The following is a 24,220-nucleotide window of genomic DNA, read 5'->3' on the forward strand; positions in this document are numbered from 1 at the left end:
GTAAGAATCAAGGTTATAGATGGCCGCCGACCACCATGGCCAATATCCCCCCGCACGCTCCGACGCCCTTTCCCTGGGTCGACATCATCATCATTCTGGCGCTCGTCGCGCTGAATGGCCTGTTCGCCATGTCCGAACTGGCGATCGTATCCGCCCGCAAGCCGCGCCTTCAGGCGATGGAGAAAACCGGGCGCCGCGGGGCCAGGTCGGCGCTGGCAGCGGCGGCCGACCCCGGCAAGTTCCTGTCCACCGTGCAGATCGGCATCACCCTGATCGGCATCGTCGCGGGCGCCTATTCGGGCGCGAGCCTTGGCGGACCGACGGGGGAGCGGCTCCAGATGCTGGGCCTGTCGCCGCATGTGGCGCAGAATGTGGGCTTCGCGCTGGTGATCGGCCTCACCACCTATGCCTCGCTGATCGTCGGCGAGCTGGTGCCCAAGCAATTCGCCCTGCGCGCCCCGGAATCGATTGCCGTGCTGGTCGCGGGACCGATGCTGTGGCTGGCGAAGATCACCGCGCCGATCGTCTGGGTGCTGGACGGATCGAGCGCGCTGATCTTCCGCCTGCTCGGCCTGACCCGTGAATCGGAGAATCAGGTGACGGCGGAGGAACTGCACCTGATCGTGGCGGAGGCGAGCAAGTCCGGCGTGATCGAGGAAAGCGAGCGCGCCATCATTTCCGGCGTCGTGCGCCTGGCCGACCGCCCGGTCCGCGAAGTGATGACCCAGCGCATGGATGTCGACTGGATCGACATCGGCGCGGACGAGGAGGCGATCCGCGCCAAGCTGCTCGCCACCCCCCACACCCGCCTGCCGGTGGGCCGGGGCACGGTGGAGGAGATTATCGGCGTCGTGCAGGCGCGCGACATCATGACCGCCCTGTTCCGGGGCGAGGGGCTGAACCTGGAGGCGCTGATGCGCAAGGTGGAGGTCGTGCCCGATCAGGTCGACGCCATGGACGCGCTGGAGGTGCTGCGCCGCGCCGAAGTGCCGATGGTGATGGTCCATGACGAATATGGCCATTTCGAGGGGATTGCGACACCCGCCGACCTGTTGTCGGCCATTGCGGGGCATTTCGTATCCGACCTCGACAGCGCGGACGAGCCGGACCTGGTCGAGCGCGAGGATGGCAGCCTGCTGGTATCGGGCCAGATGCCGATGGACCTGCTGGCCGAGCGGATCGGCATCGATCTGCCGGAGGATCGCGATTATGCGACCGTTGCGGGCCATACGCTCTGGCTGATGAAGCGGCTGCCCGAAGTCGGCGACTATATCGACGATCAGGGCTGGCGGTTCGAGGTGGTCGACATGGACGGACGCAAGATCGACAAGCTGCTCGTCGCCGAGCGCTGATCGCTGCGCTGCGGGCGGCCCGCCCACCGCCCAGGCTGGCGGAGATGCCGTGGCGGGCCGGCCTGCTGAACGCCCGGAAGGCGGCGGCTCAGAAGAACAGCTTGCGGAAGCCGATCGTCAGCGCGCGGCCCTGCGGGTCCAGATAGCCCGGCTGATACCGGATCGGCGTCATGCCGGTCGCATCGGTGACGCTTTGCCGCTGGTTGAAGATATTGTCGATGCCGATCGACACGCGCGCGCCCCGCAGGAAGGGGTGCGCCTTCACCAGCGAGGGCATCTGTCCCAGATTGGCGAACAGCCGCAGGTCCACCGTCGCCAGGCTGCCGAAGTCGAGCCGTGAAGCGCCCCCCGCCGTCCCGCCCAGGGCGCCGTCGACATGGGTGCCGCTTTGCCAGTCCGCACTCAGCCGCGCGCCAAGGCCGTTGTTGCTGTAGCCGATCCGCGCATTGATCTCATGCCGGGGCTGGCCGCCCGACGATCCGGTGGCGCCGCCGTTCAGCAGGTCCAGTTCCGGCACGCCCGGCGCGATCAGGATGCTCTCGGTGAAATGCCAGGTGTGGTAGAGGCTGAAGCTCAGGCGCCCGCCCCCGCCGCCGCCCCGCCCGCCGCCAAAGCCGCCCGGTCCGCCAAAGCCGCCGGGGCCACGCGGGCCGCCCCCGCCGCCCCCGCCAGGACCGCCCTGATTGCCCTCGCCACGCGGCCGGTCGCCGCCGTCCTGACCCTGCCCCTGCCCCTGGGGCGGCGGCCCCCCGGCCTGGCCGTCACCCTGACGCCCACGATTGCCGAACAGGCTGCGCAGGTCCTGCAATTCCTTGGGCCGCTCTTCCGGCTTGGCGCCCGCGGCGCGCCAGGCCTCGATCACCTTCTGGATATGCGATTTCAGCGGAATCGACAGGTCGAAGCCCCAGCGGAGCTGCTCGCTCTGCGATCGCAGATAATTGACCGGGCGCGCGTCGATCTGCACCAGATTGCCGTCCTCATCGCGCAGGAAACGCTGCGGGAAGGCCGCCTCGATCGCCGGGCTGGGCGTGGGGAAGGCGGAGATCGCATTGCTCGTCCGGCTGTTGGTATAGGTCGCCGTCAATGTGAGATTGGGCTTTTCGAAGGGCTTCACCGTGGCGCTCAGGCGGAACTGGTCGCGCACGCTTTCCTTGAGCGTGGCATTGCCGCCGCTCAACTGCGACACGAACACCGTCTGCCCGGTCGCATAGTCGAACACGGAAATATTGGGCGTGGAGATCAGCGGATCGGTCAACTGGTTGCCGGTCGGCGCCGCCCGGTCCTGATTGGCCGACATCAGCAGTTGCACTGCCGGGACCGGCCGCCAGCGCAGCCCATAGCCCAGCGTCGAAAGCGTGCCGAAATCCGAATAATGCTGCGCCGCCGCGTTTACATTGACGCCGATATCGCCGACGGCGCCCAGCACCCCCTTCGACCGGCTGGTGATCGGCACGTCGACGCTGACCTGTCCGCTGGCGATCTGGCGATCATAGCTGGACGGCGTCTCGACCCCCGACCGGATCGACCGGCTGTCGAAACCGTTGGCCGACCCGCCTACGCGCACCGACGTGGTGACCGCGCCCGCGGGCAGGTTGAACAGCGGTCCGGACAGCAGCAGGTCGCCCTGCACCGCCTGCGACCTCGCCCTGGCCCGGTCGACCACATGGGTGGAAAACAGGTCCGGCGCAAAGCTGCCGAAGGGGTTGGCCCCCCCGTCGATCGCGCTCTGGATCACGTCCGGATCGACGCCGCGGTCGGTGGCGGTGCGCGTGTTGGAATAATCGCCATTGCCGGTGAAGGACCATTGCCAGCCCTTGCCCAGCAGCCCGTTCAGCGTCACGCCGAGATGGCCGGTGGTGCCCCTGATCTGCTGGCCGAGCACGCCCGACTGGCGCAGATAGCGGTAGAAGCTGGTCTCATCGGCCAGGGGCGAGAAGGGGTTGCCCGCCGCCAGCGTGAAGGGCGCGGCCTGAAAGCCCTGCAGGCTGTCGCTGTCCGACAGCTCCACCCGCGCGTTGATCGTCATCGACACCTTGCCCAGGGCGCGGGCCAGCGTGGCGTTGGTGGAAAAATTCTCGGTCGCCGGACTGAGCGTGCGGTGATGCGCCAGCTCGCCGCCGGTCATCGCATTGTCGCCGGTCAGAAACGCGTTCAGCGCCGATTGTCGGCCCTGCACCGCCGGTATCACGCCACGCTCGCTTTCCAGCAGCGAGGCGGCGGTCTTGTACTGCATGTCCAGGGTGAAGCGATTGTCGCCGCGAATGCGCAGTATCGCGCCCTCGGCCGATCCGTTTTCGCCCCCGCCCTGCGTCGTGGTGCCCGCGCGCAGGTCCGCCATTTCCGCGCGGAACCGCTGGCGCAGCACGATGTTCACCACTTTCTGCGTCGGCGCATAGCCATAGGAGAGCGCGACCTCCTCCGGCAAGATGTCGACCCGCGCCACGGCTTCGGACGGGATGTCCTGTATCTCCGAAAAGCTCGAAATCCGCTTGCCGTTGAGAAGGACCACCGGCGTCCCGTTGGTCTGCGGCGACAGTTCCGTGATCATCTCGGCGATGGAGGTGACGCCCAGCGCGCGCACGTCGGCGGGCGAAAGCTGCTGTTCCGGCTTCACATTGCCGATCACGGCGCCGCGCTGGGGCTGGCCGGTGACGACGATCTCGTCGGCATCGTCCGTCTGCTGGGCGGGCCCCTTGGCCTCCCCCTGCGTCTGCGCCATCAGCGCGCCGGGCGCGACACCGGCCATCAACGGACATAGAAGAAACGCGATCGATCGGCGCACAATTCACCCCTTGGATTCAGGACCCTGACGCCTCCCCTCTAGGGGCGAGTTGTCGCAGGATTCTGCCAAGCTTCATAAAGATTTGTCGCAAAATGTAATGGGCCATTCCGGATAGGGGCGCGGCGATGTGGTGGCATCGTCTTATCCACCGTCATGCCGCATCATGGAAGATGATGCCCAGCGTGTGGCGCACGCCCGACAGCAGGCGGCTGACGCCATGGCGCATCTGTACCCGATAGGGACCGCGCGTTCCGCTCACGGGCCGCTCCCGCACCGGAAAGATCACCGCGTCGCCCTGGGCCAGCGGCACGACTTCGGGCCGGGACTGCATGCGCGGCCGCTGTTCGGTCAGGACGAAGGCGCCGCCGGTAAAGTCCCGGTCCGGCGCGGACAGCAGGATCGCCGCCTGAAGCGGGAAGATGTGCGGCCCATAGACATCCTGATGCAGCGCGTTCCAGTCCCCCGCCTCGTAGCGCAGCAGCAGCGGCGTCGCCTTGTCCTGCCCGCCCAATGCACCCCGGCGCAGAAAATCGGCATGGCTTGCGGGATAGATGTCGCCGCTGCCCAGCATCGCGGCCCAGCGATTGGCGACTTTCGCCAGTGCCGGATACAGCGCGTCGCGCAGCGCGGCGACGGGTTGCGGCAGGGGATAGCCGAAATAGCGGTAGCGCCCGCTGCCATAGCCATGGCGCGCCATCACCACCTCCTTGCGGAAGAGGTGGGGCCGGTCCCACAGTGCGATCATCTCCGCGCATTGATCCGGGGAAAGCAGGGCGGGCAGCCGCGCGGCGCCGTGAAGGTCGAGATCGCCAAGGTCCATGCCCGCCAGAATGACGCGGGCGGCGGTCCCTGTCATCCCGCCGCTTGCGCTCAAAGGCCGCGCATCATCTGGGCTTGCGGAACCGGAAGAGGAAACGGTCGGTCTTGCCGCGAATGGCGGGGTCGAACACATTCTTGCTGTGATCGTCCTGCGGATTGGCAAGCAGCGGGCTTTCCCCGTCCAGCAGGAAGCCCGCCTTGGTGAAATCCGCCTTGACTACGGCTGGGTCGATCCGGTGCAGCTTGTCGACGATCGCCCGCGTGTCGCCCGCGGGGCCTGCATGGTCGATCACCCCGACGATCCCGCCCGGCTTCGTCGCGGCATAGAGCGTCTTCACGAAGGCGGCCGGATCGGTGAAGGGAATGCCGAACTTTTCCGATTGCCAGTAGAGGTCGTGATAATTGAGGTTGATGAGGGTGAAATCGAAACTGCCCGGGGGCGCGGCGAAACCTTCGAACGGATAGCTGACCCAGCGGATTTCGGGCCGCCGCGCCTGCAGCGCCTGCCATTTCTTCCCGCTGTCCGGGCCGGCCGTGAACTGGCTGGGTTCAAAGCCCGTCACCTTGCCCCTGGCGCCCACCACATCGGCCATGATCTCCGCCCAATAGCCCGAGCCGGTGACGATATCGGCCGCCTTCATGCCCGGCTTCAACCCCAGAAAGGCCAGCGTTTCGGCAGGCTTGCGCCCTTCGTCCAGCGCCTTCGCCTCGGCGGGCCGCTTCGGATCGGCCAGCGCGGCGGCATAATCGGGCGCCTTGGCCATGGCGGCAACGGGCGTGGCGAGGACAAGGCAAAGGCAGAAAAGGGTGGAACGCATCGGAAACCCTCCTGTGGGACGGGCGGGACCATGCACCTTCGGCCGTCGCCGCTCAAGGCTCCCCGGTCGAAGCGGATGGCATGTCTGTCGATTGCATTGCCCGCCAGACTTTCTAAACCTTGGCCCATGCGCACGCTCTACCCGCCCATCGAACCCTTCGCCTCCGGCCATCTGGAAGTGGGGGACGGTCACCATGTCTATTGGGAACGGGCGGGCACGCCCGGCGCCAAGCCAGCCGTCTTCCTCCACGGCGGCCCCGGCGGCGGCATTTCGCCCGACCATCGCCGCCTGTTCGATCCGGCGCGCTACGACGTGCTGCTGTTCGACCAGCGCGGCTGCGGCCGCTCCACCCCCCATGCCGAGCTGGAGGCCAACACGACCTGGCACCTCGTCGCCGATATCGAGCGGCTGCGCGAGATGATGGGCGTCGACCGATGGCTGGTCTTCGGCGGCAGCTGGGGCTCGACCCTCGCGCTGTCCTATGCCCAGACCCATGCCGGCCGCGTGACCGAACTGGTGCTGCGCGGCATCTTCACGGTCCGTCGCCAAGAGATCGACTGGTATTATCAGCATGGCGCCAGCCGCATCTATCCCGACAAATGGGAACGCTTCGTCGCGCCGATCGCGGAGGCGGAGCGTGGCGACCTGCTCCACGCCTATCGCCGCATCCTGACCGGCGACGACCGCACGCAGCAGATCGCCGCCGCCAAGGCATGGAGCGTCTGGGAAGGCGAAACCATCCGCCTGCTCCCGGACGAGGCGCTCTCCGCCACGCATGAGGCGGATGATTTCGCGCTCGCCTTCGCCCGCATCGAAAATCATTATTTCGTCCATGGCGGCTGGCTGGAGGAGGGGCAACTGATCCGTGACGCGGGCCGGCTGGCGGCCATCCCCGGCGTCATCGTGCAGGGCCGCTACGACATGGCTTGTCCCACGGAGACCGCCTGGGCGCTGCACCGCGCCTGGCCGCAGGCGCGCTTCGAAATGATCGAGGGCGCGGGCCATGCGTTCAACGAACCGGGCATCCTGGATGCCCTCATCCGCGCGACCGACGGCTTTGCGGCCTGACCGAAGGGAAAGATATCACATGCGAAAGATGATCGTGCTGGCTGCGGCCTTCAGCCTGATGTCCTGCGGCGACAGCAGCGACACCAAGCCCGCCGCCAAGCCCCAGCCCGCCCCCGACACCGGCGCGGCCGCCGCCGTCGCCAAGCTCGACGAAGGACTGCGCAACGGCGTGCTGGAAAAGGCGATCAAGGCGTCGGGCGCGCTCTGCCCCAGCGTGACCAGATCCGAACGCGCCGAAATCCGCCCCGGCATCATGGGCTGGAAGGCCGAATGCGACAATGGCACCGCCCATCTGATCGAAATCCACGCCGACGGCACGGCGGACGTCACCAGCCGGACTTATTGAAGGTTTTGGCCAGAGTGAACTGACTGGGCTGGCCTTCGATTCCAGACCTGTGGTCAGGTGACACAAAGCGGCTGCATCCGAATGATGGTCCCGACTTCAGGCGCCTTCCGCCCTACGGGCCGGATGGAATGCTCACGGATAAAGGATTCGGGATCGACGCAATGTTCCAGGAGCACGCCGCACTTCTCGCCCTCAGCCCAGATGACGGACGCGCAAAATTCGAGTTGATCCACCACGATCGTCACGGGCGTCCCGGCAGGCGGGAAGGCGAACCCCTCCAACTGCGCGCCGTAAATCGACATGTTCCTGATTGTGGCGAATTCGTATAGCCCGGCCCAATTCACCGTACAGGGGACTTGGGCAGTCTGGCGCCGGCCCTGGCGACGCTCAGGCGCATGGACGAGTGCTCTCCGCATGATCTTTGTCCCGTGGTCCCCGGTTGGAAACCGATAGGGCAACGGATTGTTCCGGCACCGTCCGTTTGCTTCCTCCGCCCTAGCGCCCGAACTTCCTCTGCACCTTCCCGTAACGCAGCTTCCGCGTCCCCGGCTTGCCTTCGCTGGCCCGTCCTCTCGGCGCCGCCACCTGCTGGTCGGCGGGCAGCCCCAGTTCCTCCGCCTCCAGCTTGCGGATCTCGTCGCGGATGCGGCCCGCCTCCTCGAACTCTAGGTCCGCCGCGGCGGCGCGCATCTGCTTTTCCAGATCCTCGATATAGGCGCGCAGATTATGGCCCACGAGATGCGGCCGGTCCTCCAGCCCCGTGTCCACCGTGACCTGGTCCTTCGATGCGACATGGGCGATGATGTCGCCGATATTCTTCTTCACCGTCTGCGGTGTGATGCCATGCTCGGCATTATAGGCCATCTGCTTCTCGCGCCGCCGCGAGGTTTCGTTGAGCGCCCGCTCCATGCTGCCGGTCACCCGGTCGGCATAGAGGATTACCCGGCCGTCAACGTTGCGCGCCGCGCGCCCGATGGTCTGGATCAGCGAGGTTTCGGAGCGCAAAAAGCCCTCCTTGTCCGCGTCCAATATCGCCACCAGCCCGCATTCGGGAATGTCCAGCCCCTCGCGCAGCAGGTTGATGCCCACCAGCACGTCATAGACGCCCAGCCGCAGGTCGCGGATCAGCTCGATGCGCTCCAGCGTCTCGACGTCCGAATGCATGTAGCGGACCTTGATCCCCGCCTCATGCATGAACTCGGTCAGATCCTCCGCCATGCGCTTGGTGAGCGTCGTCACCAGCGTCCGGTATCCCTTCTTCGCTGTCTCCTTCGCCTCATGGATCAGGTCGTCCACCTGGTCCTCCACCGGCTTGATCTCGACCGGCGGATCGATCAGGCCGGTGGGGCGGATCACCTGTTCCGAGAAGGCGCCGCCGGTCTGCTCCATCTCCCACGGGCCGGGCGTCGCGGAGACGCTCACCGTCTGCGGCCGCATCGCGTCCCACTCGTTGAAGCGCAGCGGCCGGTTGTCGATGCAGCTCGGCAGGCGGAATCCATATTCGGCGAGGGTAATCTTGCGCCGGTGGTCGCCCCGCGCCATCGCCCCGATCTGCGGCACGGTCTGGTGGCTCTCATCCACGAACAGCAGCGCATTTTCGGGCAGATACTCAAACAGCGTCGGCGGCGGCTCGCCCGGCAGACGCCCGGTCAGGAAGCGCGAATAATTCTCGATCCCCGCGCATGATCCCGTCGCCGCGATCATCTCCAGGTCGAAGTTCGTCCGCTGCTCCAGCCGCTGCGCCTCCAGCAGCTTGCCCTCGGCGGTCAGCTCCTTCAGCCGCTCGGCCAGTTCGAAGCGGATCGCCTCCATCGCCTGCTTCAGCGTCGGACCCGGCGTCACATGGTGCGAATTGGGAAAGACCTTCACAAAGTCGAGGCTCGCGATCTTCTTTCCCGTCAGCGGATCGAACTCGACAATCTCCTCGATCTCGTTGCCGAAGAAGCTGACGCGCCACGCCGTATCCTCATAGTGGGAGGGGAAAATTTCCAGATTATCCCCCTTCACCCGGAAATTGCCCCGCGCAAAGGCCGCGTCGTTGCGCTTGTACTGCAGCGCCACCAGCTTGCGGATGATCTCCCGCTGGTCCTCGATTCCGCCCTTCTTCATCGCGAAGGTCATGGCGGAGTAAGTCTCGACCGACCCGATGCCGTAGAGGCAGGACACCGACGCCACGATCAGCACGTCGTCCCGTTCCAGCAGCGCGCGGGTGGCCGAGTGCCGCATCCGGTCGATCGCCTCGTTTACCGAGCTTTCCTTCTCGATATAGGTGTCCGACCGCGGCACATAGGCTTCGGGCTGGTAATAATCATAATAGCTGACGAAATATTCGACCGCATTTTCGGGGAAGAAGCTCTTGAACTCCCCATAGAGCTGCGCCGCCAATATCTTGTTCGGCGCCAGCACCAGCGCGGGCCGCTGCAACGCCTCGATCACCTTGGCCATGGTGAAGGTCTTGCCCGATCCGGTGACGCCCAGCAGCACCTGGTCCTTCTCGCCCGCCAGCGCGGTTTCCACCAGTTCGGCGATGGCGGTGGGCTGGTCGCCCGACGGCTCATAGTCCGACACCAGCCTGAACGGCCTGCCGCCCTCGCTCTTTTCCGGGCGCGCGGGGCGGTGGGGGACGAAACCTTCGCCGGTCTCCGGCTCGTCCAGCGTGGTGCGGATCTGGATAGACATGGGGGGAATATGGGGCCTTTGACCGGAGACGCAATCGGCTTCACGCTCTCTTCGCCGACAGGCGGAAAAGCCGTTGGTCTCCTTCCCTTCAGGGCTTCAGTTCAAACGCACCTTGGGCGGCGGCGGATGGATTATTCCGAGCAACAATGCCTGTATGGAAACCATAACCACTCTTACTCCGCTTCTTCCAGTTGAAAAAAATGGCCGAAGCCCCTCAAAATATCCCCTTCATCCGCTTTTCGCTCCAAGAACACTCCACCGAGTGTCGAGTGCATCTAACAGAGCGCAAGGAACATATCAAGAACAAACAGATTCATGCGTTCCACATTGCATAGTATTCCTCGCTTGATATGGTCGCTTTCCACATGGCGTGGAGACAGGGAGAATGCCTATGCGTCCGACACTTCCCATCCTGATCGGTCTGGCGGCCTTGCTGGCGGGCTGCGGAGAAAAACCGTCCGGCCAGCCGCAGACCCGCGAGGAGGTGCGCAAGGAAGTTTCCAAGGTCCAGCTCAAGCCCGGCCAGTGGGAAGGCAGCTATGAGCTGATCGACATCGACATGCCGAACATGCCCGGCGGCGGCGCCCAGATGAAGGAGCAGATGAAGAAGATGATGAGCCGCACGGCCATCAAATATTGCGTCTCGCCCGAAGAGGCCGCCAACCCCAGCGGCAAGATGTTCTCGGGGCAGGAGAATAAGGACTGCACCTATAAGGGCTTCGACGCGAGCGGCGGGTCGGTGAAGGGCGAGATCAGCTGCAAATCGGCGCAGGGCGGCACGATGAACGCCGTGATGTCGGGCGATTATGCGCCGGAAAGCTATGAAATGCACATGGACATGAAGATGACCGGTGCCCCCAACGGCATGAACATGAGCATGAAGGCCAAGACCAGCGGCAAGTGGATCGGCACCGCCTGCACGCCGAAATAGGCCTTGGCGAATGAGCGCCGATGCCCCGGCATGCTGGCTCTGCCGGCGCCCGCTGGGCAGGCGCGTCGAATGGCATCATCCCGTGCCGAAAAGCTGGAGAGGGCGGGACCGTGTGCCCGTCCATCCGATCTGCCATCGCGCCATTCATGCCCATCTGGGCAATGCCGAACTCGCGCGCGGCTATAGCGATGCCGATGCCCTGCGCGCTCATCCCGGCCTGGCGCGCTTCCTTGTCTGGGTGGCGAACAAGCCGCCCGATTTCCACGCCCCCACCCACAGGAAGCGATGAGAAATCTCTTGCGCTTTTCGCGGCTTGGCGCGAGCCTCGCTCGGTTCGTACAAGAACAGGGGAGAGGATATGCGAAAGATGGTGCTGGCGGCGCTGCCGCTGGGCGTGATGACTCTGGCCGCCTGCGGCAGCAGCCCGGAACCCGCGCCCGAAACCACCGAAGCGCCCATAGTGATGAAGGCGGGCGAATGGGTGCTGACCCGCAAGACCACCGGCTACAACACGCCCACTGTCACTGCGGCCGAATATCAGGCGGCGCTCAAGGAAAGCCGTGAGGACAAGATATGCATCGCCGTCGACGCGGCGGGCGTGCCCGGCGCCGACGCGCTGGCGGGGGACGAAGGCAAGGATTGCACCTACAAGGACAAGCTGATCCGCAAGGGCCGCCTGATCGCGACGCTGGCCTGCACCTCCGGCAAGGGCACGTCCGAAATCGTGCTGGAGGGCAATTTCACCGCCGACACGCTGACGCTGGGCAGCACCATGACCCGGACGCAGGGCGGCCAGCCGGTTCTGCGCACCACCCATGACGTTACCGGCAAGCGTATCGGGGAATGCGCCAAAGGCTGAGGCCCGGCTTCACTCCAGCGCCGCGATCGCCCGCGGGTCGCAGCGTTTTTCGCCCCGCGGCACGGCGGAATAGCCCGGCACCAGGATCGGCTGGCCGATCCTGACCGGCGCAAAGCGCTTCCGCTCGATCCCTTCGCAGCGCAGATAGAGTTCCAGCATTTTGGGCGGCGTGTCCCGCTTTTCATAGGACAGGCGGAACGTCCCCCAATGGATGGGGATCGCGGTGGAGGCGCCCAGCTTCTCGAACACCTGCACCGCCTGCTCCGGCCCGATATGCGAGTCCGACCGCATCTGCCCGTGCCAGAAGCGGAAGGCCCCGATCGGGATCATCGCCAGCCGGATCGGGCCCAGCCGCGCCGCTTCCTGCGGCCAGGCCATGTCGCCCGCCCCGGTATCGCCCGCGAAGAAGATGTTGCCCGCCCGCGTGCTGATGAAGAAGCTCGACCACAGGGCCCGGCTGCGATCCGTGCCCCAGCGGCTGCTCCAATGATGGTTGCGCAGCACATGGACGCGATAATCGGGGCAATGTTCGTAATTTTCGCACTGGATCAGCGTGTCGCGGCCAAGCCCGTTCAATTCCGCCCCGCTGACCGACTGTCCCCAGTCCAGCGCGGTGGAGGGAATGCCGTTGTCCCGCAGGATCCGGTCATTGCCCAGGCTGGTGATGATCCTGGGCCGGTCCCGCTCCCACAGCTTCTTCAGCGTGGGAATGTCCATATGGTCGTAATGATTGTGGCTGATAAGGATCAGGTCGATCTTGGGCAGATCGTCGAAGCGGATGCCCGGCTGCGCCACCCGCTTCGGCCCCAGCGGCGGGAAGGGGCTGGCATAGTCCGACCAGATCGGATCGGTCAGGATATTGATCCCCGCCGCCTGCACCAGCACCGTCGCATGGCCGACCCAGGTCGCCACCATGCCGCGCGGCGCGGCGAAGGCGGGCGGGCGCGACGGCTTCACCGCCACCGCATCGGGCCAATCGGGCCGGTCGCCCTGTCCCATCAGCCAGCGCGCGATCAGGCCGCGCCGGCTGCTTCCCGGCGGCGCGGCGAACGTTATGTCCCCATCGGGATTGAAGAAACGCGCGCCGTCATAATGGTGGCTGACCGGCCCCTCATAATAGATGCGGTCGAGGAAAGGGGGGATGATGGTCACCGCCAGACAGAGCGCGACCAGCAGAAACAGCAGAGTAACCCCAACGCCCTTCACGATTCTTCCGACGATGCGGCCCATGCCGTCTCCCGCGATGATGACGGGGAGGGACATAGCGCGGATCAGGGCGCGGGCAAGGGGGTGGGCGATTTCGATGGTTTCCAGCCGTTGGGATCTTCGTCATCCCGGATCAAGTCCGGGATGACGGAATAGGGGGAACCCCGTCCCTGGGCACCGCATTGGATGCCGGCCCTATCGCTGGTCCTGATAGGCCATCTGCAAAATCCCCCAATGCCTGCCGCGCACATGGATGGAGGCGATGACCTGTTTCAGCAGGATCACGTCGCCCTCCGCGGTCAGCCGCCGATAGGCCTTGAGGCAGAAGGGATCGGTGATCCTGGCCTGTTCGCGCGTGTCGGGAAAGTCGAAGATCACGCCCTGCCGGGAAAATTCCATGTTCCAATTGTCGTCGCCCGGCCGCTGCGGATGCGAACGTTCGGGCATGGCCACCGCGCCGAAACTGTTGCGGTCGGTGAAGGTCATGCCGAACAGTCCGGCAAAGCCCCGCGCCTTTTCCTGCCAGACCCGCGCGGCGGGGATCAGCACCGGCTGGACCGGATGGCTGTATTGGGGCGGCTGCGTGCCGGCGATGGGCGCGTAAAATTCGCTGAACAGCTCGGCCTCGGTCAGCCTGCCTTCGTCCAGCGCCTGCTCGATCGCCCCGCTCACCGCCTTCGCCGCGTCCAGGCAGAAATCGATATAGGGCGAATCCGGAATCTCGACGCCGCTCTCCGCGACCAGTTGCAGCAACTGGTTGGTGTCTTCGCTGGCGACGGAAATCCGCCCCGACAGCCTTTGCAGGCCGCCGGCATTGTCGGTCGATGTGCTGGCCAGCGCCAGCAGCCCGGTCCTGATCTCGCCCGCCGAACCGACCATCGACGCGATTCGCTGCGCCACGGCTTCGCTGTTGCTGGACAGGTCGCCCATCAGCGATCCCAGCCGCTCGACCAGCATCTCGATATTCTTGGTGTCGGACAGCGCCATGCGCGCGGTTTCGGCGCCATGGTTGATGCCCTCCAGCATCTTGCCCGCCTCGCCGGTCAGCGCGCCGATCGACTGTTCGATGGTCTGCGTCGCCGACGCGGTTTCCTGCGCCAGCTTCTTCACCTCCGCCGCCACCACGGCAAAGCCGCGCCCGGCATCGCCCGCGCGCGCCGCCTCGATCGTGGCATTGAGGGCCAGCAAATTGGTCTGGCTGGCGATGCCGCTGATGACGCTGGTGACATGGGCGACGGTCTTGAGCGCCTCGCGAAAGCCGTCGAGCTGCGCATGGACGCTGCCCACCCGCTCGATCAGGTCGACGAAATTGGCGTTGGCGTCGGACAGCTGCCGCCCCGAATCATCGATGATGCCGCGCGCCGCGACCGCCTTTTGCCGCGCATCCTGCCCGGCCAGCGACACGCTTTCGCCGTCGCGCGACAATTGCGCCGCCGCGCCGCTGATCGCCTCGATCGTGCGGGCCTGATGAGTGACGCGGTCGGCCAGCTCGCTGATGTCCGCCTGCAAGTCGAGCGTGCGGATGCCCAGGTCGCCAGACAATTTGGCCACCTTCATCACCGCATCTTCGACGTTCCGCTTTTTCGCCTGATTTTCCACGGGCCTGATGGCTATCGGACGATGGTAAAATATCCGTTATCGATGCGCCCGGCCGTTACAGGGCGCCCATCAACGCCAGCACCACGCCGCCCGCCACCAGCATCAGCCCCATGACCTCGCTGCGCGCCATTCGCTCGCCCAGGTAGAAATGGCCGAAGCCCAGGGTGAAGGCGACCTCGATCTGGCCGACGATCCGTACCAGCGCGACCGGCGCGGTGGCAAAGCCGGTGAACCAGCAGGCCGATCCCAGCGAGGACAGCAGCCCGACCTGCCCCGACACGCGCCAGCTGCGGAAGACCCGGCCGATCTGGTCCGGCTCGCGCAGCAGCATATAGCCGCCCTGCATCACTGTCTGCATCGCCACCGTCACCACCAGCACGACCAGCGCGGCCCATATCGGATCGGCGCCCCCCACCGCCTGCGTCGCCCGCCTGATGCCGATGGCGGTCAGGGCGAAGAAAAAGCCCGATGCAATCCCGCACAGCGCCGCCGGCTGGCCGAGCGCCTTGGCGAAGTCCGCCACGCCCATCCGCCTGCCCCCGGTCGACAGCAGCATGACGCCGATCACGCCGCAGCCGATTCCCGCCCAGGCCAGCGGATGCAGCCGCTCGCCCAGCAGCAGGAAGGACAGGATCGCGCCCTGCACCGCCTCGGTCTTGGAATAGGCGGTGCCGACGACGAAATTGCGATGGGCAAACGCCATGATGAGCAGGTTGGTGGCAATGATCTGCGCCAGCCCGCCGCCCAGGCAGAAGAGCAGGAACAGCGGATCGGGCGAGGGCAGGGGCGCGGGAAACAGCAGCCGGTATCCGCCCAGCAGCAGCGCCGTGAAGGGCAGCCCGTAAAGATAGCGCACCAGCCCTGCGCCATTGACCGACAGGCTGTGGCTCACCCGCCGCTGCACCGCGGTCCGCCACGCCTGCACCCCGCCCGCCATCAATGTCGCGGGCAACCAGATCGGAAAACTCATGTCGCTACTCATACTCATGAAAAAACGCGCCGCTCGAAGACCGGGCGGCGCGTCCAAATTCCAACGAAGGAGAAGAGACGCTCACGCGCCTTCGAGCAGATGCTCCTTCCGGATCTTCTCCTGCCACACCAGCGGGGCGAGGCGGTGGACATTCTGGCCCTCGCTGTCGACCGCGACCGTCACGGGCATGTCCTGCACCGTGAATTCGTAGATCGCTTCCATGCCCAGATCCGCAAAGCCCACGACCTTGGCTTCCTTGATCGCGCGCGCCACCAGATAGGCCGCGCCGCCGACCGCCATCAGATAGGCGCTCTTGTGCTTGGCGATGCTATCGGTCGCCGCCGGACCACGCTCGGCCTTGCCGACGCAGGCGGCGAGGCCCTGTTCCAGCATCATGTCCATGAACTTGTCCATGCGGGTCGCGGTCGTCGGGCCGGCCGGGCCGACCACCTCGTCGCGCACCGGATCGACCGGGCCGACATAGTAAATGACGCGGCCCTTGAAATCGACCGGCAGCTCCTCGCCCCTGGCCAGCATGTCCTGGATGCGCTTGTGCGCGGCGTCGCGCCCGGTCAGCATCCTGCCGTTCAGCAGCAGCCGGTCGCCATGCTTCCAGCTTTGCACCATTTCCGGCGTCAGCGTGTCCAGGTCGACCCGGATCGCTTCCTTGCTCGGCTTCCAGTCGACCTGCGGCCATTCGGAAATCTTCGGCGCCTCCAGATAGGCCGGACCCGACCCGTCCAGCGTGAAATGCGCATGGCGGGTCGCCGCGCAGTTCGGGATCATCGCCACCGGCTTGCCCGCCGCATGGCAGGGATAGTCGTAGATCTTGACGTCGAGGATGGTCGAAAGCCCGCCCAGACCCTGCGCCCCGATGCCCAGCGCATTGACCTTGTCGAAAATCTCGATGCGCAGCTTCTCGATATCATTTTGCGGCCCGCGCGCTTTCAGCTCGCCCATGTCGATGGGTTCCATCAGCGATTCCTTGGCCAGCGCCACGGCCTTTTCCGCCGTGCCGCCGATGCCGATGCCCAGCATGCCGGGCGGGCACCAGCCCGCGCCCATTTGCGGGATCATCTCCAGCACCCAGTCGACGATCGAATCGCTGGGGTTCATCATCTTGAACTTGGTCTTGTTCTCGCTGCCGCCGCCCTTGGCCGCGACGTCGACGGTCACCTTGTTGCCCGGCACCATCTCGACATTCAGGACGCAGGGCGTGTTGTCCTTGGTGTTGACGCGGCTGAACGCCGGGTCTTTCAGGATCGAGGCGCGCAGGCGGTTTTCCGGGTTGAGGTAAGCCTTGCGCACGCCCTCGTCGACGACCTCCTGCATGGAGCGGCTATTGTCGTCCAGGCGGCAGTCCATGCCCCATTTGACGAAGACGTTGACGATGCCGGTGTCCTGGCAGATCGGGCGATGCCCTTCGGCGCACATGCGGCTGTTGGTCAGGATCTGGGCGATGGCGTCCTTGGCCGCCGGATTGGCTTCGGCGTCATAGGCTTTGCCCAGCGCGCGGATATAATCCATCGGATGATAGTAACTGATGAACTGCAGCGCGTCGGCGACGCTCTCGATCAGATCGGCGGTCTTGATGACGGTCATCTACCCTGGTTCCCATATTTGCGGCCCGCCCTGCACGGCGGGTCCATGCAGGCGCGGCTATAGGCCTTTGGCGCCCCGAGTCCAGACGCGCCTTCACCCGTTGGCGTAGGGGAACATGGGCCACCACGGCTCCTTCTCCTGCAGCACCCGCGCAAAGCTCTCCCGCGCCTCCACCCGCTCCAGATAGGCGGCCAGCGCCGGAAAGCCGCTCCGCACCGGCACGATCCTGTCCGCATAGAAGAGCGAAGGCGCCGCCGCGCAGTCGGCCAGCGTGAAGTCGTCCCCCGCAGCCCAGCGCCGCCCCGCCATCCGCGCCTCCAGCAGCGCATAGGCCTTGCCCAGCGTCGCCCGCGCCTGATCCATGCCATGGGGATCGCGCGCCACCCCTTCGGGCCGGATGCGGTCGCCGACCAGCGCCTGCATCGGCGTCATCACATAATTGTCGAACAGCCGGTCCATCAGCCGCACCTCCAGCGCCGCCTCCGCATCCTGCGGGATCGGCCGGAAGGGGCCGGGGCAATGCTGCCCGACATATTCCACGATGATGCTGGCCTCCGCCACGGTCACGCCCCGCGCCTCGTCGCGCAGCACCGGAAACCTGCCGATCGGCCAGAGCGTCAGCCACGCCTCGGCCACGGCCGGATCGTCCAGCATCCTCGGCTCGAACGGGGTGCCATTCTCGTAAAGGGCGATCAGCACCTTCCAGCAATAGGAGGAGAGCGGGTGATAATAGAGAATCATGACGGGGCACCTCTCCGGCGGTCTTTTCGAGGCCGCCAATGTGCCATCCCGCCCGGTCCGGATCACCCCCTTCCGTCACCGAACCGTCATCCGCGTTCGGCCGGGGAATCGCAGAATCCAGCAATCGCTTGGCAAGCCAAATTTATTTTACGGACGCAATTGTCCCTCTTGCCTTTTCGAGAGGTGAGGAAAGTCCATGCGTCGCTGCGACGCACCGTTCCGAACCGTCGATGAAATGAGTCATGGCAGCGGCGAACCGAGTCCCTGAACTGTCATTTACCCCCTTGCAAGCAAATGAAGCTGTGGCACTATCCCTTGTATCGGGTTAACGGGGGTTACCCAACAGATTGTGATCGCACCAACCGGGCTGGTTCCCGGAGGGAGGGTGTTTTTGCCCTTGTGATCTGCTCTGCGGGGCCCATCTCCGTGCCTGACCGGGTCGAAAATGCTAAGTTCTTTCGGCCCGGCCGCCAGGGCTTGACCGAATCGAACGGAACGGGAACATTCGGGGGCTGGTCATGGATTTTCGAGATAGCGAACAGGTGAGTGCAAGCGACGTGGCAACCGTGATTGACGAAGTGGTCGAAACCGTGGCGGAAAAGAAGGCAACGCCAGCCCCGAAGGCTGACCCCGCGCCCAGCTCGTCTACCGTGCAGGAGCGCCGCTTCCACGTCGTGACGGACGACAGCCGCGACGCGCTGCTGACCGATTTCGGCAAGGACACGCTGCAGGACCGCTATCTGCTGCCCGGCGAATCCTATCAGGATCTCTTCGCCCGCGTCGCCGCCGCCTATGCCGATGACGCGGACCATGCCCAGCGCGTCTACGACTATATCTCGCGCCTCTGGTTCATGCCCGCCACGCCCGTCCTGTCGAACGGCGGCACCGGCCGTGGCCTGCCGATCAGTTGCTATCTCAACAGCGTCGATGACAGCCTGGAGGGCATCGTCAACACCTGGAACGAGAATGTCTGGCTCGCCTCGCGCGGCGGCGGCATCGGCACCTATTGGGGCAATGTGCGCGGCATCGGCGAGCCGGTGGGCCTCAACGGCAAGACCAGCGGCATCATTCCCTTCGTCCGCGTGATGGACTCGCTGACCCTTGCGATCAGCCAGGGCAGCCTGCGCCGCGGCTCGGCCGCCTGCTATCTCGACATCTCGCATCCGGAGATCGAGGAGTTTCTGGAAATCCGCAAGACGTCCGGCGACTTCAACCGCAAGGCGCTGAACCTGCACCATGGCGTCCTCCTCACCGACGAGTTCATGGAGGCGGTTCGCGACGGCAGGGAATTCGCCCTGCGCAGCCCCAAGGACCAGTCTGTGCGCGGCAGCGTCAATGCCCGTGCCCTGTTCCAGAAGCTGGTGGAGGTCCGCCTCGCCACCGGCGAACCCTATATCGTCTTCAACGACACCGTGAACCGCACGATGCCCAAGCATCATCGCGATCTCGGCCTCAAGGTGTCGACCTCCAACCTCTGCTCGGAAATCACTTTGCCGACGGGTCGCGACCATATCGGCAATGACCGCACGGCCGTCTGCTGTCTCTCCTCGCTCAATCTCGAAACCTGGGATGAGTGGAAGGACGACAGGCAGTTTGTCGAGGACGTCATGCGCTTCCTCGACAATGTGCTGCAGGACTATATCGACCGCGCGCCGCCGGAAATGGCGCGGGCGAAATATAGTGCGAGCCGTGAACGGTCGGTGGGCCTGGGGGTGATGGGGTTCCACTCCTTCCTCCAGGCCCGGGGACTCCCGTTTGAAGGCGCGATGGCCAAGTCGTGGAACCTGCGCATCTTCAAGCATATCAACGAGAAGGTGAACGAAGCCTCGATGCAGCTCGCGGTCGAGCGCGGCCCGTGCCCGGACGCCGCCGACATGGGCGTGATGGAGCGCTTCAGCTGCAAGATGGCGATCGCGCCCACCGCGTCCATCTCCATCATCTGCGGCGGCGCCTCGGCCTGCATCGAGCCGATCCCGGCGAATATCTACACCCACAAGACGCTGTCGGGCAGCTTCGCGGTCAAGAACCCGTACCTTGAAAAGCTGCTGGTCGAAAAGGCGAAGGATTCGACGGCGGTCTGGAACTCGATCCTCGAAAAGGGCGGCTCGGTCCAGCATCTCGACTTCCTCTCCCAGGAGGAAAAGGACACGTTCAAGACCAGCTTCGAAATCGACCAGCGCTGGCTGCTCGAACTGGCCGCCGATCGCACGCCCTATATCGACCAGGCCCAGTCCCTCAACCTCTTCATCCCCGCCGATGTGGAGAAATGGGATCTGCTCATGCTCCACTACCGGGCGTGGGAACTGGGCATCAAGTCGCTCTACTATCTCCGCTCCAAGTCGGTCCAGCGCGCCGGCTTCGCGGGCGGCGTGGAGGCCGACAACACCATCGACGCCCCGAAATTCGAAATCGGCGAGACCACCGACTATGACGAGTGCCTCGCCTGCCAGTAACCCGATAATCTCCTCTCCCCTTGCGGGAGAGGAAGGGGCCCGCGCGGTGCAGCCGCGTGGGAAGGTGAGGGGTAAGGCCCCAAACCCGACGATCGCCCGGGCAAGGGAACTCCGCCGCAACGCAACCGACGCCGAGAAACGCCTCTGGACTTTGCTCCGCGAAAAGCTGCCTGCCGCGGAATTCCGCCGCCAGGTCCCGATCGGCCCCTATTTCGCAGATTTCGCCTCTCATGCCGCCCGCCTGATCGTCGAACTGGACGGCGGTGGCCATGACGAAGCGACGGACGCGCCCCGCACCGCCTTCCTCGAACGGGAAGGCTATCGCGTGATCCGCTTCTGGAACCATGACGTGATGCAGAATTCTGAAGGCGTGCTGGTCACCATCGTCGGCGCCCTTCCCCCTCACCCTCCCACGCCTGACGGCGCGGGGCCCTCCCTCTCCCACAAGGGGAGAGGGTCTGGTATAAGTTTCGCGGAGTAACCACCATGCCTCTTCTTCAAGCCAGCAAGGTCTACAAGCCCTTCGAATATCCCTGGGCCTATGAGTTCTGGAAGCGCCAGCAGCAGCTCCACTGGCTGCCGGAGGAAGTGCCGCTGGGCGAGGATTGCCGCGACTGGGCGCAGAAGCTCTCCGACCATGAACGCAATCTGCTGACCCAGATTTTCCGCTTCTTCACCCAGGCCGACGTGGAGGTGCAGGACTGCTACCACGACAAATATGGCCGCGTGTTCAAGCCGACCGAAATCAAGATGATGCTGACCGCCTTCAGCAACATGGAAACGGTCCACATCGCGGCCTACAGCCACCTGCTCGACACGATCGGCATGCCCGAAACCGAATATTCGGCCTTCATGCAATATAAGGAGATGAAGGACAAACACGACTATCTGGCGCAATTCGGCGTCGACACGGACGAGGATATCGCCAAGACGCTGGCCATGTTCGGCGGCTTCACCGAAGGGCTGCAACTCTTCGCCAGCTTCGCCATGCTGATGAACTTCCCGCGCTTCAACAAGATGAAGGGCATGGGCCAGATCGTCAGCTGGTCGGTCCGCGACGAGACGCTGCACTGCGAAGGCATCGTCCGCCTGTTCCACGCCTTCGTGAAGGAACGCGACTGCCTGACCGCCTCGGTCAAGGACGACATCATGGACATGTGCCAGAAGACGGTGCGGATCGAGGACGCCTTCATCGACCTCGTCTTCGAAATGGGTCCGGTGCCGGGCATGACGCCCAAGGACATCAAGAAATATGTCCGCTACATCGCCGACTGGCGCCTTGGGCAACTGGGCCTGAAACCCATCTACATGATCGACGAGCACCCGCTCCCCTGGCTGACCCCGCTGCTGAACGGCGTCGAGCACGCCAATTTCTTCGAAACCCGCGCGACGGAATATTCGAAGGCGGCCACCCGCGGCCAGTGGAACGACGTATGGGACGCCTTCGACCGCCGCACCAAACTCAAGAGCAGCACCGCCGCCAACGCCGACGAAAGCGACCCGGACATGTTCAAGGCAGCGGGCATCGCGGCGGAGTAAGATATGAGACGGCAAGTGTGGATTACCGATAAATCCGCATTTGCCGATTGATCCGAGAATCCTGTTCTGCCAAGATCTTCTTATGTTCCCTGAAAGCGATCTGCTCGAAGCCCATGCCGATCTCCTGCGAGCCGCCAGGGGACAGAAATTTGGGACTATCCTTGCTGACCCTCCATGGCAGTTCCAGAATCGGACTGGTAAGGTCGCACCGGAGCATAAGCGGCTCAATCGCTATGGCACCATGACGCTAGATGAAATCTGCGCTTTGCCTGTCGCACAGATTGCTGACGAACCATCTCATTTGTACCTGTGGGTGCCCAACGCACTGCTACCGGAAGGCATGCAGGTAATGAATGCGTGGGGGTTTCGATACATCTCCAATCTCGTTTGGCACAAGGTCCGCAAGGATGGCGGATCGGACGGGCGCGGCGTCGGTTTCTACTTCCGCAACGTCACCGAACTGCTGCTCTTCGGAGTGCGCGGGAAGAATGCCCGCACCCTTGCGCCCGGCCGCAGTCAGGTCAACATGATCCAGACACGCAAACGCGAACATAGTCGCAAACCTGATGAGCAATATGATATTATCGAGGCCTGCTCATGGGGACCGCGGCTTGAAATGTTCAGTAGGGGCGCACGCAAGGGATGGGACGTGTGGGGCAATCAAGCCGACGAAAGCTATAAGCCGACATGGGAAACTTATAGCTACAACAGTGCTGTTGCTGCCGAATAGCTAGTTTTCATCAGGTTTCTTTTGCGCCTCGGCGATTTGTTGTTCGGTTGGTGGACCATCATCGACATAGAGTTCTGGCTTGATCGCAAAGGTCAGGATTGGGCAGCCACCACCTCCACCGCCTTCAATTCGTGGCCAGAGCTTTTCATGATGGGTAGTTGATGACCCGTATGATGCTCCCTTGCCAAGCGATTTGAAAATTGTTTGCAATTCTGTGGCGCGGGTAATGACAACACCTACGTCAATGGCGCGAAGGTCGAATAGCAGGCGAAAGTTGTTAAGATCCCTGTCGAAAAAAAGGATCCTTGTTGTTCCATTCCACTTCTAACGCGACCCGGCCTTTCAGACAGTCGATTTTGTGGGTCGGGCTTTCAAACAGATCATTGTCGATCTTTATCGCAGTCTGAAACTGCTTTTCCTGCCATCCTCGACGATAAAAGCCGCCATCAATCTGGTTGGCAATAGGGGATTTTCGTCCACCCGCTGCCTGAATCTCGGATCGAGGTAGTCGAAAATCTCGAAGAACTTCAATGATTTCCTGCCATTCACCCGGACATGCCGTGGCTAAAACTCCCGTTGCATTTCGCCATTCACGAACATGATAGCGCTGCTGTAAATCTTCGGGAACAAGATGGATGGTCGACATCAACGCTTGGTGCCTTACAGGGTGTAGAAAGGCAATGCTGCTATCCATTCTTTAATTATAATAGCTTATCCTCCCGTCCCATGTTCGGCGTCCGCCTCTCCTCCCTTTTCACCAGCCGCTGGATGGCGCTGCTTTGGGCGGTGCTGGTGATCCTGACGGCGATCCAGTTCGTCGGCACCTCCGGCAAGGACGATGGCGCGGCGACCACCGCGCAGGGCGCGTCCGCCGACACCCTCACCGATCAGCAGAAGGCTGCGATCAACAGCGCCCTCTGACCGCGCGCCCGGCCGATCCTATTTCCTGTCCTACAGCCCCCCGGCTCTGCTATGCCGCGCGCGGCTCTTTCTCATGACGGCAACTATCGGAAAGTGGGCGTTTTTCCATGTCTCCATCGTGTCACCTATGTCACCCGGCCGGCGGTGGCGGACAGGCCGCAGCCTGACCGCCCCATGAACGCATTGTTTTGTTCCGTTCATGCAACGTTCGGGCGCATGGGTCGTTCTGCACCCATCGAAGAAACGAACCGAAGGAGTCAGAGATGAAATCCACCCTGAAAGCCGCCTTCGCCGCCCTTTCGCTGGGCGCCGTGACCCTGAGCGCAGCCCCCGCCGCCGCCGATCCGCCGCCCTGGGCGGGCCACGGCCGGGGCCATGGTGACGACGACTGGAAGCATGGCGGGCGCCACGACAATGGCCGCCACGAAGGCTGGCGCCGCCCCGGCGGAGTCGTCTACAGCTATGACTGGAACCGCCCGGACCCGCGCTACGGCCGCTATTACCGCCCCGACCGCTATTATCGCGGCGGCTATGAACCGATCCGCGTCACCCGCGAAACCCGCATCTATCGCGGCTATGACGACCGCTATTATTGCCGCCGCTCGGACGGCACCACTGGCCTGATCGTCGGCGCGGCGCTGGGCGGCCTGATCGGCAGCCAGATCGACCGCGGCCGCTCGAACACCGCGGGCATCCTGATCGGCGGCGGCGCGGGCGCGCTGCTCGGCCGCGAAATCGACCGCGGCAGCCTCAACTGCCGCTGACGGAAGGCGGGGGAGGGGCCTTGCCTCTCCCCTCGCTCAAC

24 protein-coding genes are annotated in these 24,220 nt (G+C 64.4%); 12 read left to right on the forward strand and 12 right to left on the reverse strand.

The annotated features are described in order from the left end of the window. Positions 1–35: 35 nt before the first annotated feature. A complete protein-coding gene (locus MJ601_RS08485) occupies positions 36–1,352 on the forward strand; it encodes a hemolysin family protein (RefSeq protein WP_242125329.1) in 1,317 nt (438 codons plus the stop codon). Between the two features lie 88 nt (positions 1,353–1,440). Here MJ601_RS08485 and MJ601_RS08490 read toward each other — a convergent pair whose 3' ends face one another. The 3 genes from MJ601_RS08490 to MJ601_RS08500 form a co-directional block, all read right to left on the reverse strand. Next, a complete protein-coding gene (locus MJ601_RS08490) occupies positions 1,441–4,134 on the reverse strand; it encodes a TonB-dependent receptor (RefSeq protein ID WP_242125330.1) in 2,694 nt (897 codons plus the stop codon). Positions 4,135–4,285: 151 nt separating this feature from the next. Next, positions 4,286–4,990 (reverse strand): 2OG-Fe(II) oxygenase, encoded by a 705-nt coding sequence (locus MJ601_RS08495; RefSeq protein WP_242125332.1) that lies wholly within the window; start codon positions 4,988–4,990, stop codon positions 4,286–4,288. A gap of 28 nt (positions 4,991–5,018) precedes the next feature. Next, entirely contained in the window at positions 5,019–5,771 is a 753-nt protein-coding gene (locus MJ601_RS08500) for a class I SAM-dependent methyltransferase (protein ID WP_242125334.1), read from the reverse strand. 126 nt (positions 5,772–5,897) lie between these two features. Between MJ601_RS08500 and pip the strand changes: the two genes are divergently transcribed. Together pip and MJ601_RS08510 are read left to right on the forward strand one after the other, a co-directional pair. Continuing rightward, the gene (pip, locus tag MJ601_RS08505; protein WP_242125336.1) at positions 5,898–6,839 is read left to right on the forward strand and encodes a prolyl aminopeptidase; all 942 of its coding nucleotides are present in this window, start codon (positions 5,898–5,900) and stop codon (positions 6,837–6,839) included. Positions 6,840–6,858: 19 nt separating this feature from the next. Continuing rightward, complete coding sequence (locus MJ601_RS08510) at positions 6,859–7,185, forward strand: hypothetical protein (RefSeq protein WP_242125338.1); 327 nt, start codon at positions 6,859–6,861, stop codon at positions 7,183–7,185. A 53-nt stretch (positions 7,186–7,238) separates the two neighbouring features. On the opposite strand, the gene MJ601_RS08515 is transcribed toward MJ601_RS08510, so the two are convergent. Both MJ601_RS08515 and uvrB read right to left on the reverse strand, forming a co-directional pair. After that, the gene (locus MJ601_RS08515) at positions 7,239–7,601 is read right to left on the reverse strand and encodes a PilZ domain-containing protein (RefSeq protein ID WP_242125340.1); all 363 of its coding nucleotides are present in this window, start codon (positions 7,599–7,601) and stop codon (positions 7,239–7,241) included. A 79-nt stretch (positions 7,602–7,680) separates the two neighbouring features. Further along, positions 7,681–9,864, reverse strand: coding sequence for an excinuclease ABC subunit UvrB (gene uvrB, locus MJ601_RS08520; protein WP_242125342.1), 2,184 nt, complete (start codon positions 9,862–9,864; stop codon positions 7,681–7,683). Positions 9,865–10,255: 391 nt separating this feature from the next. Here uvrB and MJ601_RS08525 point away from each other — a divergent pair, with 391 nt between their 5' ends. The 3 genes from MJ601_RS08525 to MJ601_RS08535 all read left to right on the forward strand — a co-directional run bounded on the left by MJ601_RS08525 (position 10,256) and on the right by MJ601_RS08535 (position 11,654). Beyond that, positions 10,256–10,795: a DUF3617 domain-containing protein gene (locus tag MJ601_RS08525; RefSeq protein WP_242125344.1), complete on the forward strand. Its 540-nt coding sequence runs from the start codon at positions 10,256–10,258 to the stop codon at positions 10,793–10,795. A 10-nt stretch (positions 10,796–10,805) separates the two neighbouring features. Next, on the forward strand, positions 10,806–11,084 hold the full coding sequence (locus tag MJ601_RS08530) for an HNH endonuclease (protein ID WP_242125345.1): 279 nt from the start codon (positions 10,806–10,808) through the stop codon (positions 11,082–11,084). 69 nt (positions 11,085–11,153) lie between these two features. Next, a complete protein-coding gene (locus MJ601_RS08535; RefSeq protein WP_242125348.1) occupies positions 11,154–11,654 on the forward strand; it encodes a DUF3617 domain-containing protein in 501 nt (166 codons plus the stop codon). A gap of 9 nt (positions 11,655–11,663) precedes the next feature. Here MJ601_RS08535 and MJ601_RS08540 read toward each other — a convergent pair whose 3' ends face one another. The 5 genes from MJ601_RS08540 to MJ601_RS08560 form a co-directional block, all read right to left on the reverse strand. Next, positions 11,664–12,884: an MBL fold metallo-hydrolase gene (locus MJ601_RS08540; RefSeq protein ID WP_242125524.1), complete on the reverse strand. Its 1,221-nt coding sequence runs from the start codon at positions 12,882–12,884 to the stop codon at positions 11,664–11,666. Between the two features lie 171 nt (positions 12,885–13,055). Then, entirely contained in the window at positions 13,056–14,417 is a 1,362-nt protein-coding gene (locus tag MJ601_RS08545; RefSeq protein ID WP_242125349.1) for a methyl-accepting chemotaxis protein, read from the reverse strand. Positions 14,418–14,514: 97 nt separating this feature from the next. Further along, positions 14,515–15,429, reverse strand: coding sequence for a DMT family transporter (locus MJ601_RS08550; RefSeq protein WP_242125351.1), 915 nt, complete (start codon positions 15,427–15,429; stop codon positions 14,515–14,517). Between the two features lie 81 nt (positions 15,430–15,510). After that, on the reverse strand, positions 15,511–17,031 hold the full coding sequence (locus tag MJ601_RS08555) for a fumarate hydratase (protein WP_242125353.1): 1,521 nt from the start codon (positions 17,029–17,031) through the stop codon (positions 15,511–15,513). 93 nt (positions 17,032–17,124) lie between these two features. After that, on the reverse strand, positions 17,125–17,772 hold the full coding sequence (locus MJ601_RS08560) for a glutathione S-transferase family protein (protein WP_242125354.1): 648 nt from the start codon (positions 17,770–17,772) through the stop codon (positions 17,125–17,127). 518 nt (positions 17,773–18,290) lie between these two features. On the opposite strand from MJ601_RS08560, the gene MJ601_RS08565 reads away from it, so the two are divergent. From MJ601_RS08565 to MJ601_RS08580, 4 genes are all read left to right on the forward strand, one after another. After that, on the forward strand, positions 18,291–20,225 hold the full coding sequence (locus MJ601_RS08565) for a ribonucleoside-diphosphate reductase subunit alpha (protein WP_242125357.1): 1,935 nt from the start codon (positions 18,291–18,293) through the stop codon (positions 20,223–20,225). Between the two features lie 151 nt (positions 20,226–20,376). Beyond that, the gene (locus MJ601_RS08570; RefSeq protein ID WP_491572895.1) at positions 20,377–20,706 is read left to right on the forward strand and encodes an endonuclease domain-containing protein; all 330 of its coding nucleotides are present in this window, start codon (positions 20,377–20,379) and stop codon (positions 20,704–20,706) included. Positions 20,707–20,711: 5 nt separating this feature from the next. Next, positions 20,712–21,764 (forward strand): ribonucleotide-diphosphate reductase subunit beta, encoded by a 1,053-nt coding sequence (locus MJ601_RS08575; RefSeq protein ID WP_242125360.1) that lies wholly within the window; start codon positions 20,712–20,714, stop codon positions 21,762–21,764. An 82-nt stretch (positions 21,765–21,846) separates the two neighbouring features. Next, positions 21,847–22,494 carry an MT-A70 family methyltransferase gene (locus MJ601_RS08580; protein WP_242125361.1) on the forward strand — a complete coding sequence of 216 codons (648 nt, stop codon included), beginning with the start codon at positions 21,847–21,849 and terminating at the stop codon, positions 22,492–22,494. On the opposite strand, the gene MJ601_RS08585 is transcribed toward MJ601_RS08580, so the two are convergent. Together MJ601_RS08585 and MJ601_RS08590 are read right to left on the reverse strand one after the other, a co-directional pair. After that, entirely contained in the window at positions 22,495–22,797 is a 303-nt protein-coding gene (locus MJ601_RS08585; protein ID WP_348635567.1) for a BglII/BstYI family type II restriction endonuclease, read from the reverse strand. It abuts the gene before it with no gap. Further along, on the reverse strand, positions 22,772–23,140 hold the full coding sequence (locus MJ601_RS08590; RefSeq protein ID WP_242125363.1) for a BglII/BstYI family type II restriction endonuclease: 369 nt from the start codon (positions 23,138–23,140) through the stop codon (positions 22,772–22,774). The genes MJ601_RS08585 and MJ601_RS08590 overlap by 26 nt, the downstream gene beginning before the upstream one ends. Before the next feature lie 80 nt (positions 23,141–23,220). Between MJ601_RS08590 and MJ601_RS08595 the strand changes: the two genes are divergently transcribed. Both MJ601_RS08595 and MJ601_RS08600 read left to right on the forward strand, forming a co-directional pair. After that, positions 23,221–23,415 (forward strand): hypothetical protein, encoded by a 195-nt coding sequence (locus MJ601_RS08595; RefSeq protein WP_242125365.1) that lies wholly within the window; start codon positions 23,221–23,223, stop codon positions 23,413–23,415. A gap of 263 nt (positions 23,416–23,678) precedes the next feature. Beyond that, a complete protein-coding gene (locus MJ601_RS08600) occupies positions 23,679–24,179 on the forward strand; it encodes a glycine zipper 2TM domain-containing protein (protein ID WP_242125367.1) in 501 nt (166 codons plus the stop codon). Positions 24,180–24,220: the final 41 nt, after the last annotated feature.

The sequence above is a fragment of the Sphingobium trunci genome, assembly GCF_022664535.1.
Lineage (GTDB): Bacteria > Pseudomonadota > Alphaproteobacteria > Sphingomonadales > Sphingomonadaceae > Sphingobium.

What these genes read in the sequence shown, in the direction of transcription:
- MJ601_RS08535 (WP_242125348.1), top strand. Translation starts at nt 11,154, where the DNA reads ATGCGAAAGATGGTGCTGGCGGCGCTGCCGCTGGGCGTGATGACTCTG.
- MJ601_RS08550 (WP_242125351.1), bottom strand. Translation starts at nt 15,429, where the DNA reads ATGAGTTTTCCGATCTGGTTGCCCGCGACATTGATGGCGGGCGGGGTG.
- MJ601_RS08515 (WP_242125340.1), bottom strand. Translation starts at nt 7,601, where the DNA reads ATGCGGAGAGCACTCGTCCATGCGCCTGAGCGTCGCCAGGGCCGGCGC.
- MJ601_RS08510 (WP_242125338.1), top strand. Translation starts at nt 6,859, where the DNA reads ATGCGAAAGATGATCGTGCTGGCTGCGGCCTTCAGCCTGATGTCCTGC.
- MJ601_RS08485 (WP_242125329.1), top strand. Translation starts at nt 36, where the DNA reads ATGGCCAATATCCCCCCGCACGCTCCGACGCCCTTTCCCTGGGTCGAC.
- uvrB (WP_242125342.1), bottom strand. Translation starts at nt 9,864, where the DNA reads ATGTCTATCCAGATCCGCACCACGCTGGACGAGCCGGAGACCGGCGAA.
- MJ601_RS08545 (WP_242125349.1), bottom strand. Translation starts at nt 14,417, where the DNA reads ATGAAGGTGGCCAAATTGTCTGGCGACCTGGGCATCCGCACGCTCGAC.
- MJ601_RS08580 (WP_242125361.1), top strand. Translation starts at nt 21,847, where the DNA reads ATGTTCCCTGAAAGCGATCTGCTCGAAGCCCATGCCGATCTCCTGCGA.
- MJ601_RS08525 (WP_242125344.1), top strand. Translation starts at nt 10,256, where the DNA reads ATGCGTCCGACACTTCCCATCCTGATCGGTCTGGCGGCCTTGCTGGCG.
- pip (WP_242125336.1), top strand. Translation starts at nt 5,898, where the DNA reads ATGCGCACGCTCTACCCGCCCATCGAACCCTTCGCCTCCGGCCATCTG.
- MJ601_RS08590 (WP_242125363.1), bottom strand. Translation starts at nt 23,140, where the DNA reads ATGTCGACCATCCATCTTGTTCCCGAAGATTTACAGCAGCGCTATCAT.
- MJ601_RS08530 (WP_242125345.1), top strand. Translation starts at nt 10,806, where the DNA reads ATGAGCGCCGATGCCCCGGCATGCTGGCTCTGCCGGCGCCCGCTGGGC.
- MJ601_RS08600 (WP_242125367.1), top strand. Translation starts at nt 23,679, where the DNA reads ATGAAATCCACCCTGAAAGCCGCCTTCGCCGCCCTTTCGCTGGGCGCC.
- MJ601_RS08555 (WP_242125353.1), bottom strand. Translation starts at nt 17,031, where the DNA reads ATGACCGTCATCAAGACCGCCGATCTGATCGAGAGCGTCGCCGACGCG.
- MJ601_RS08560 (WP_242125354.1), bottom strand. Translation starts at nt 17,772, where the DNA reads ATGATTCTCTATTATCACCCGCTCTCCTCCTATTGCTGGAAGGTGCTG.
- MJ601_RS08565 (WP_242125357.1), top strand. Translation starts at nt 18,291, where the DNA reads ATGGATTTTCGAGATAGCGAACAGGTGAGTGCAAGCGACGTGGCAACC.
- MJ601_RS08575 (WP_242125360.1), top strand. Translation starts at nt 20,712, where the DNA reads ATGCCTCTTCTTCAAGCCAGCAAGGTCTACAAGCCCTTCGAATATCCC.
- MJ601_RS08595 (WP_242125365.1), top strand. Translation starts at nt 23,221, where the DNA reads ATGTTCGGCGTCCGCCTCTCCTCCCTTTTCACCAGCCGCTGGATGGCG.
- MJ601_RS08495 (WP_242125332.1), bottom strand. Translation starts at nt 4,990, where the DNA reads ATGACAGGGACCGCCGCCCGCGTCATTCTGGCGGGCATGGACCTTGGC.
- MJ601_RS08500 (WP_242125334.1), bottom strand. Translation starts at nt 5,771, where the DNA reads ATGCGTTCCACCCTTTTCTGCCTTTGCCTTGTCCTCGCCACGCCCGTT.
- MJ601_RS08540 (WP_242125524.1), bottom strand. Translation starts at nt 12,884, where the DNA reads ATGGGCCGCATCGTCGGAAGAATCGTGAAGGGCGTTGGGGTTACTCTG.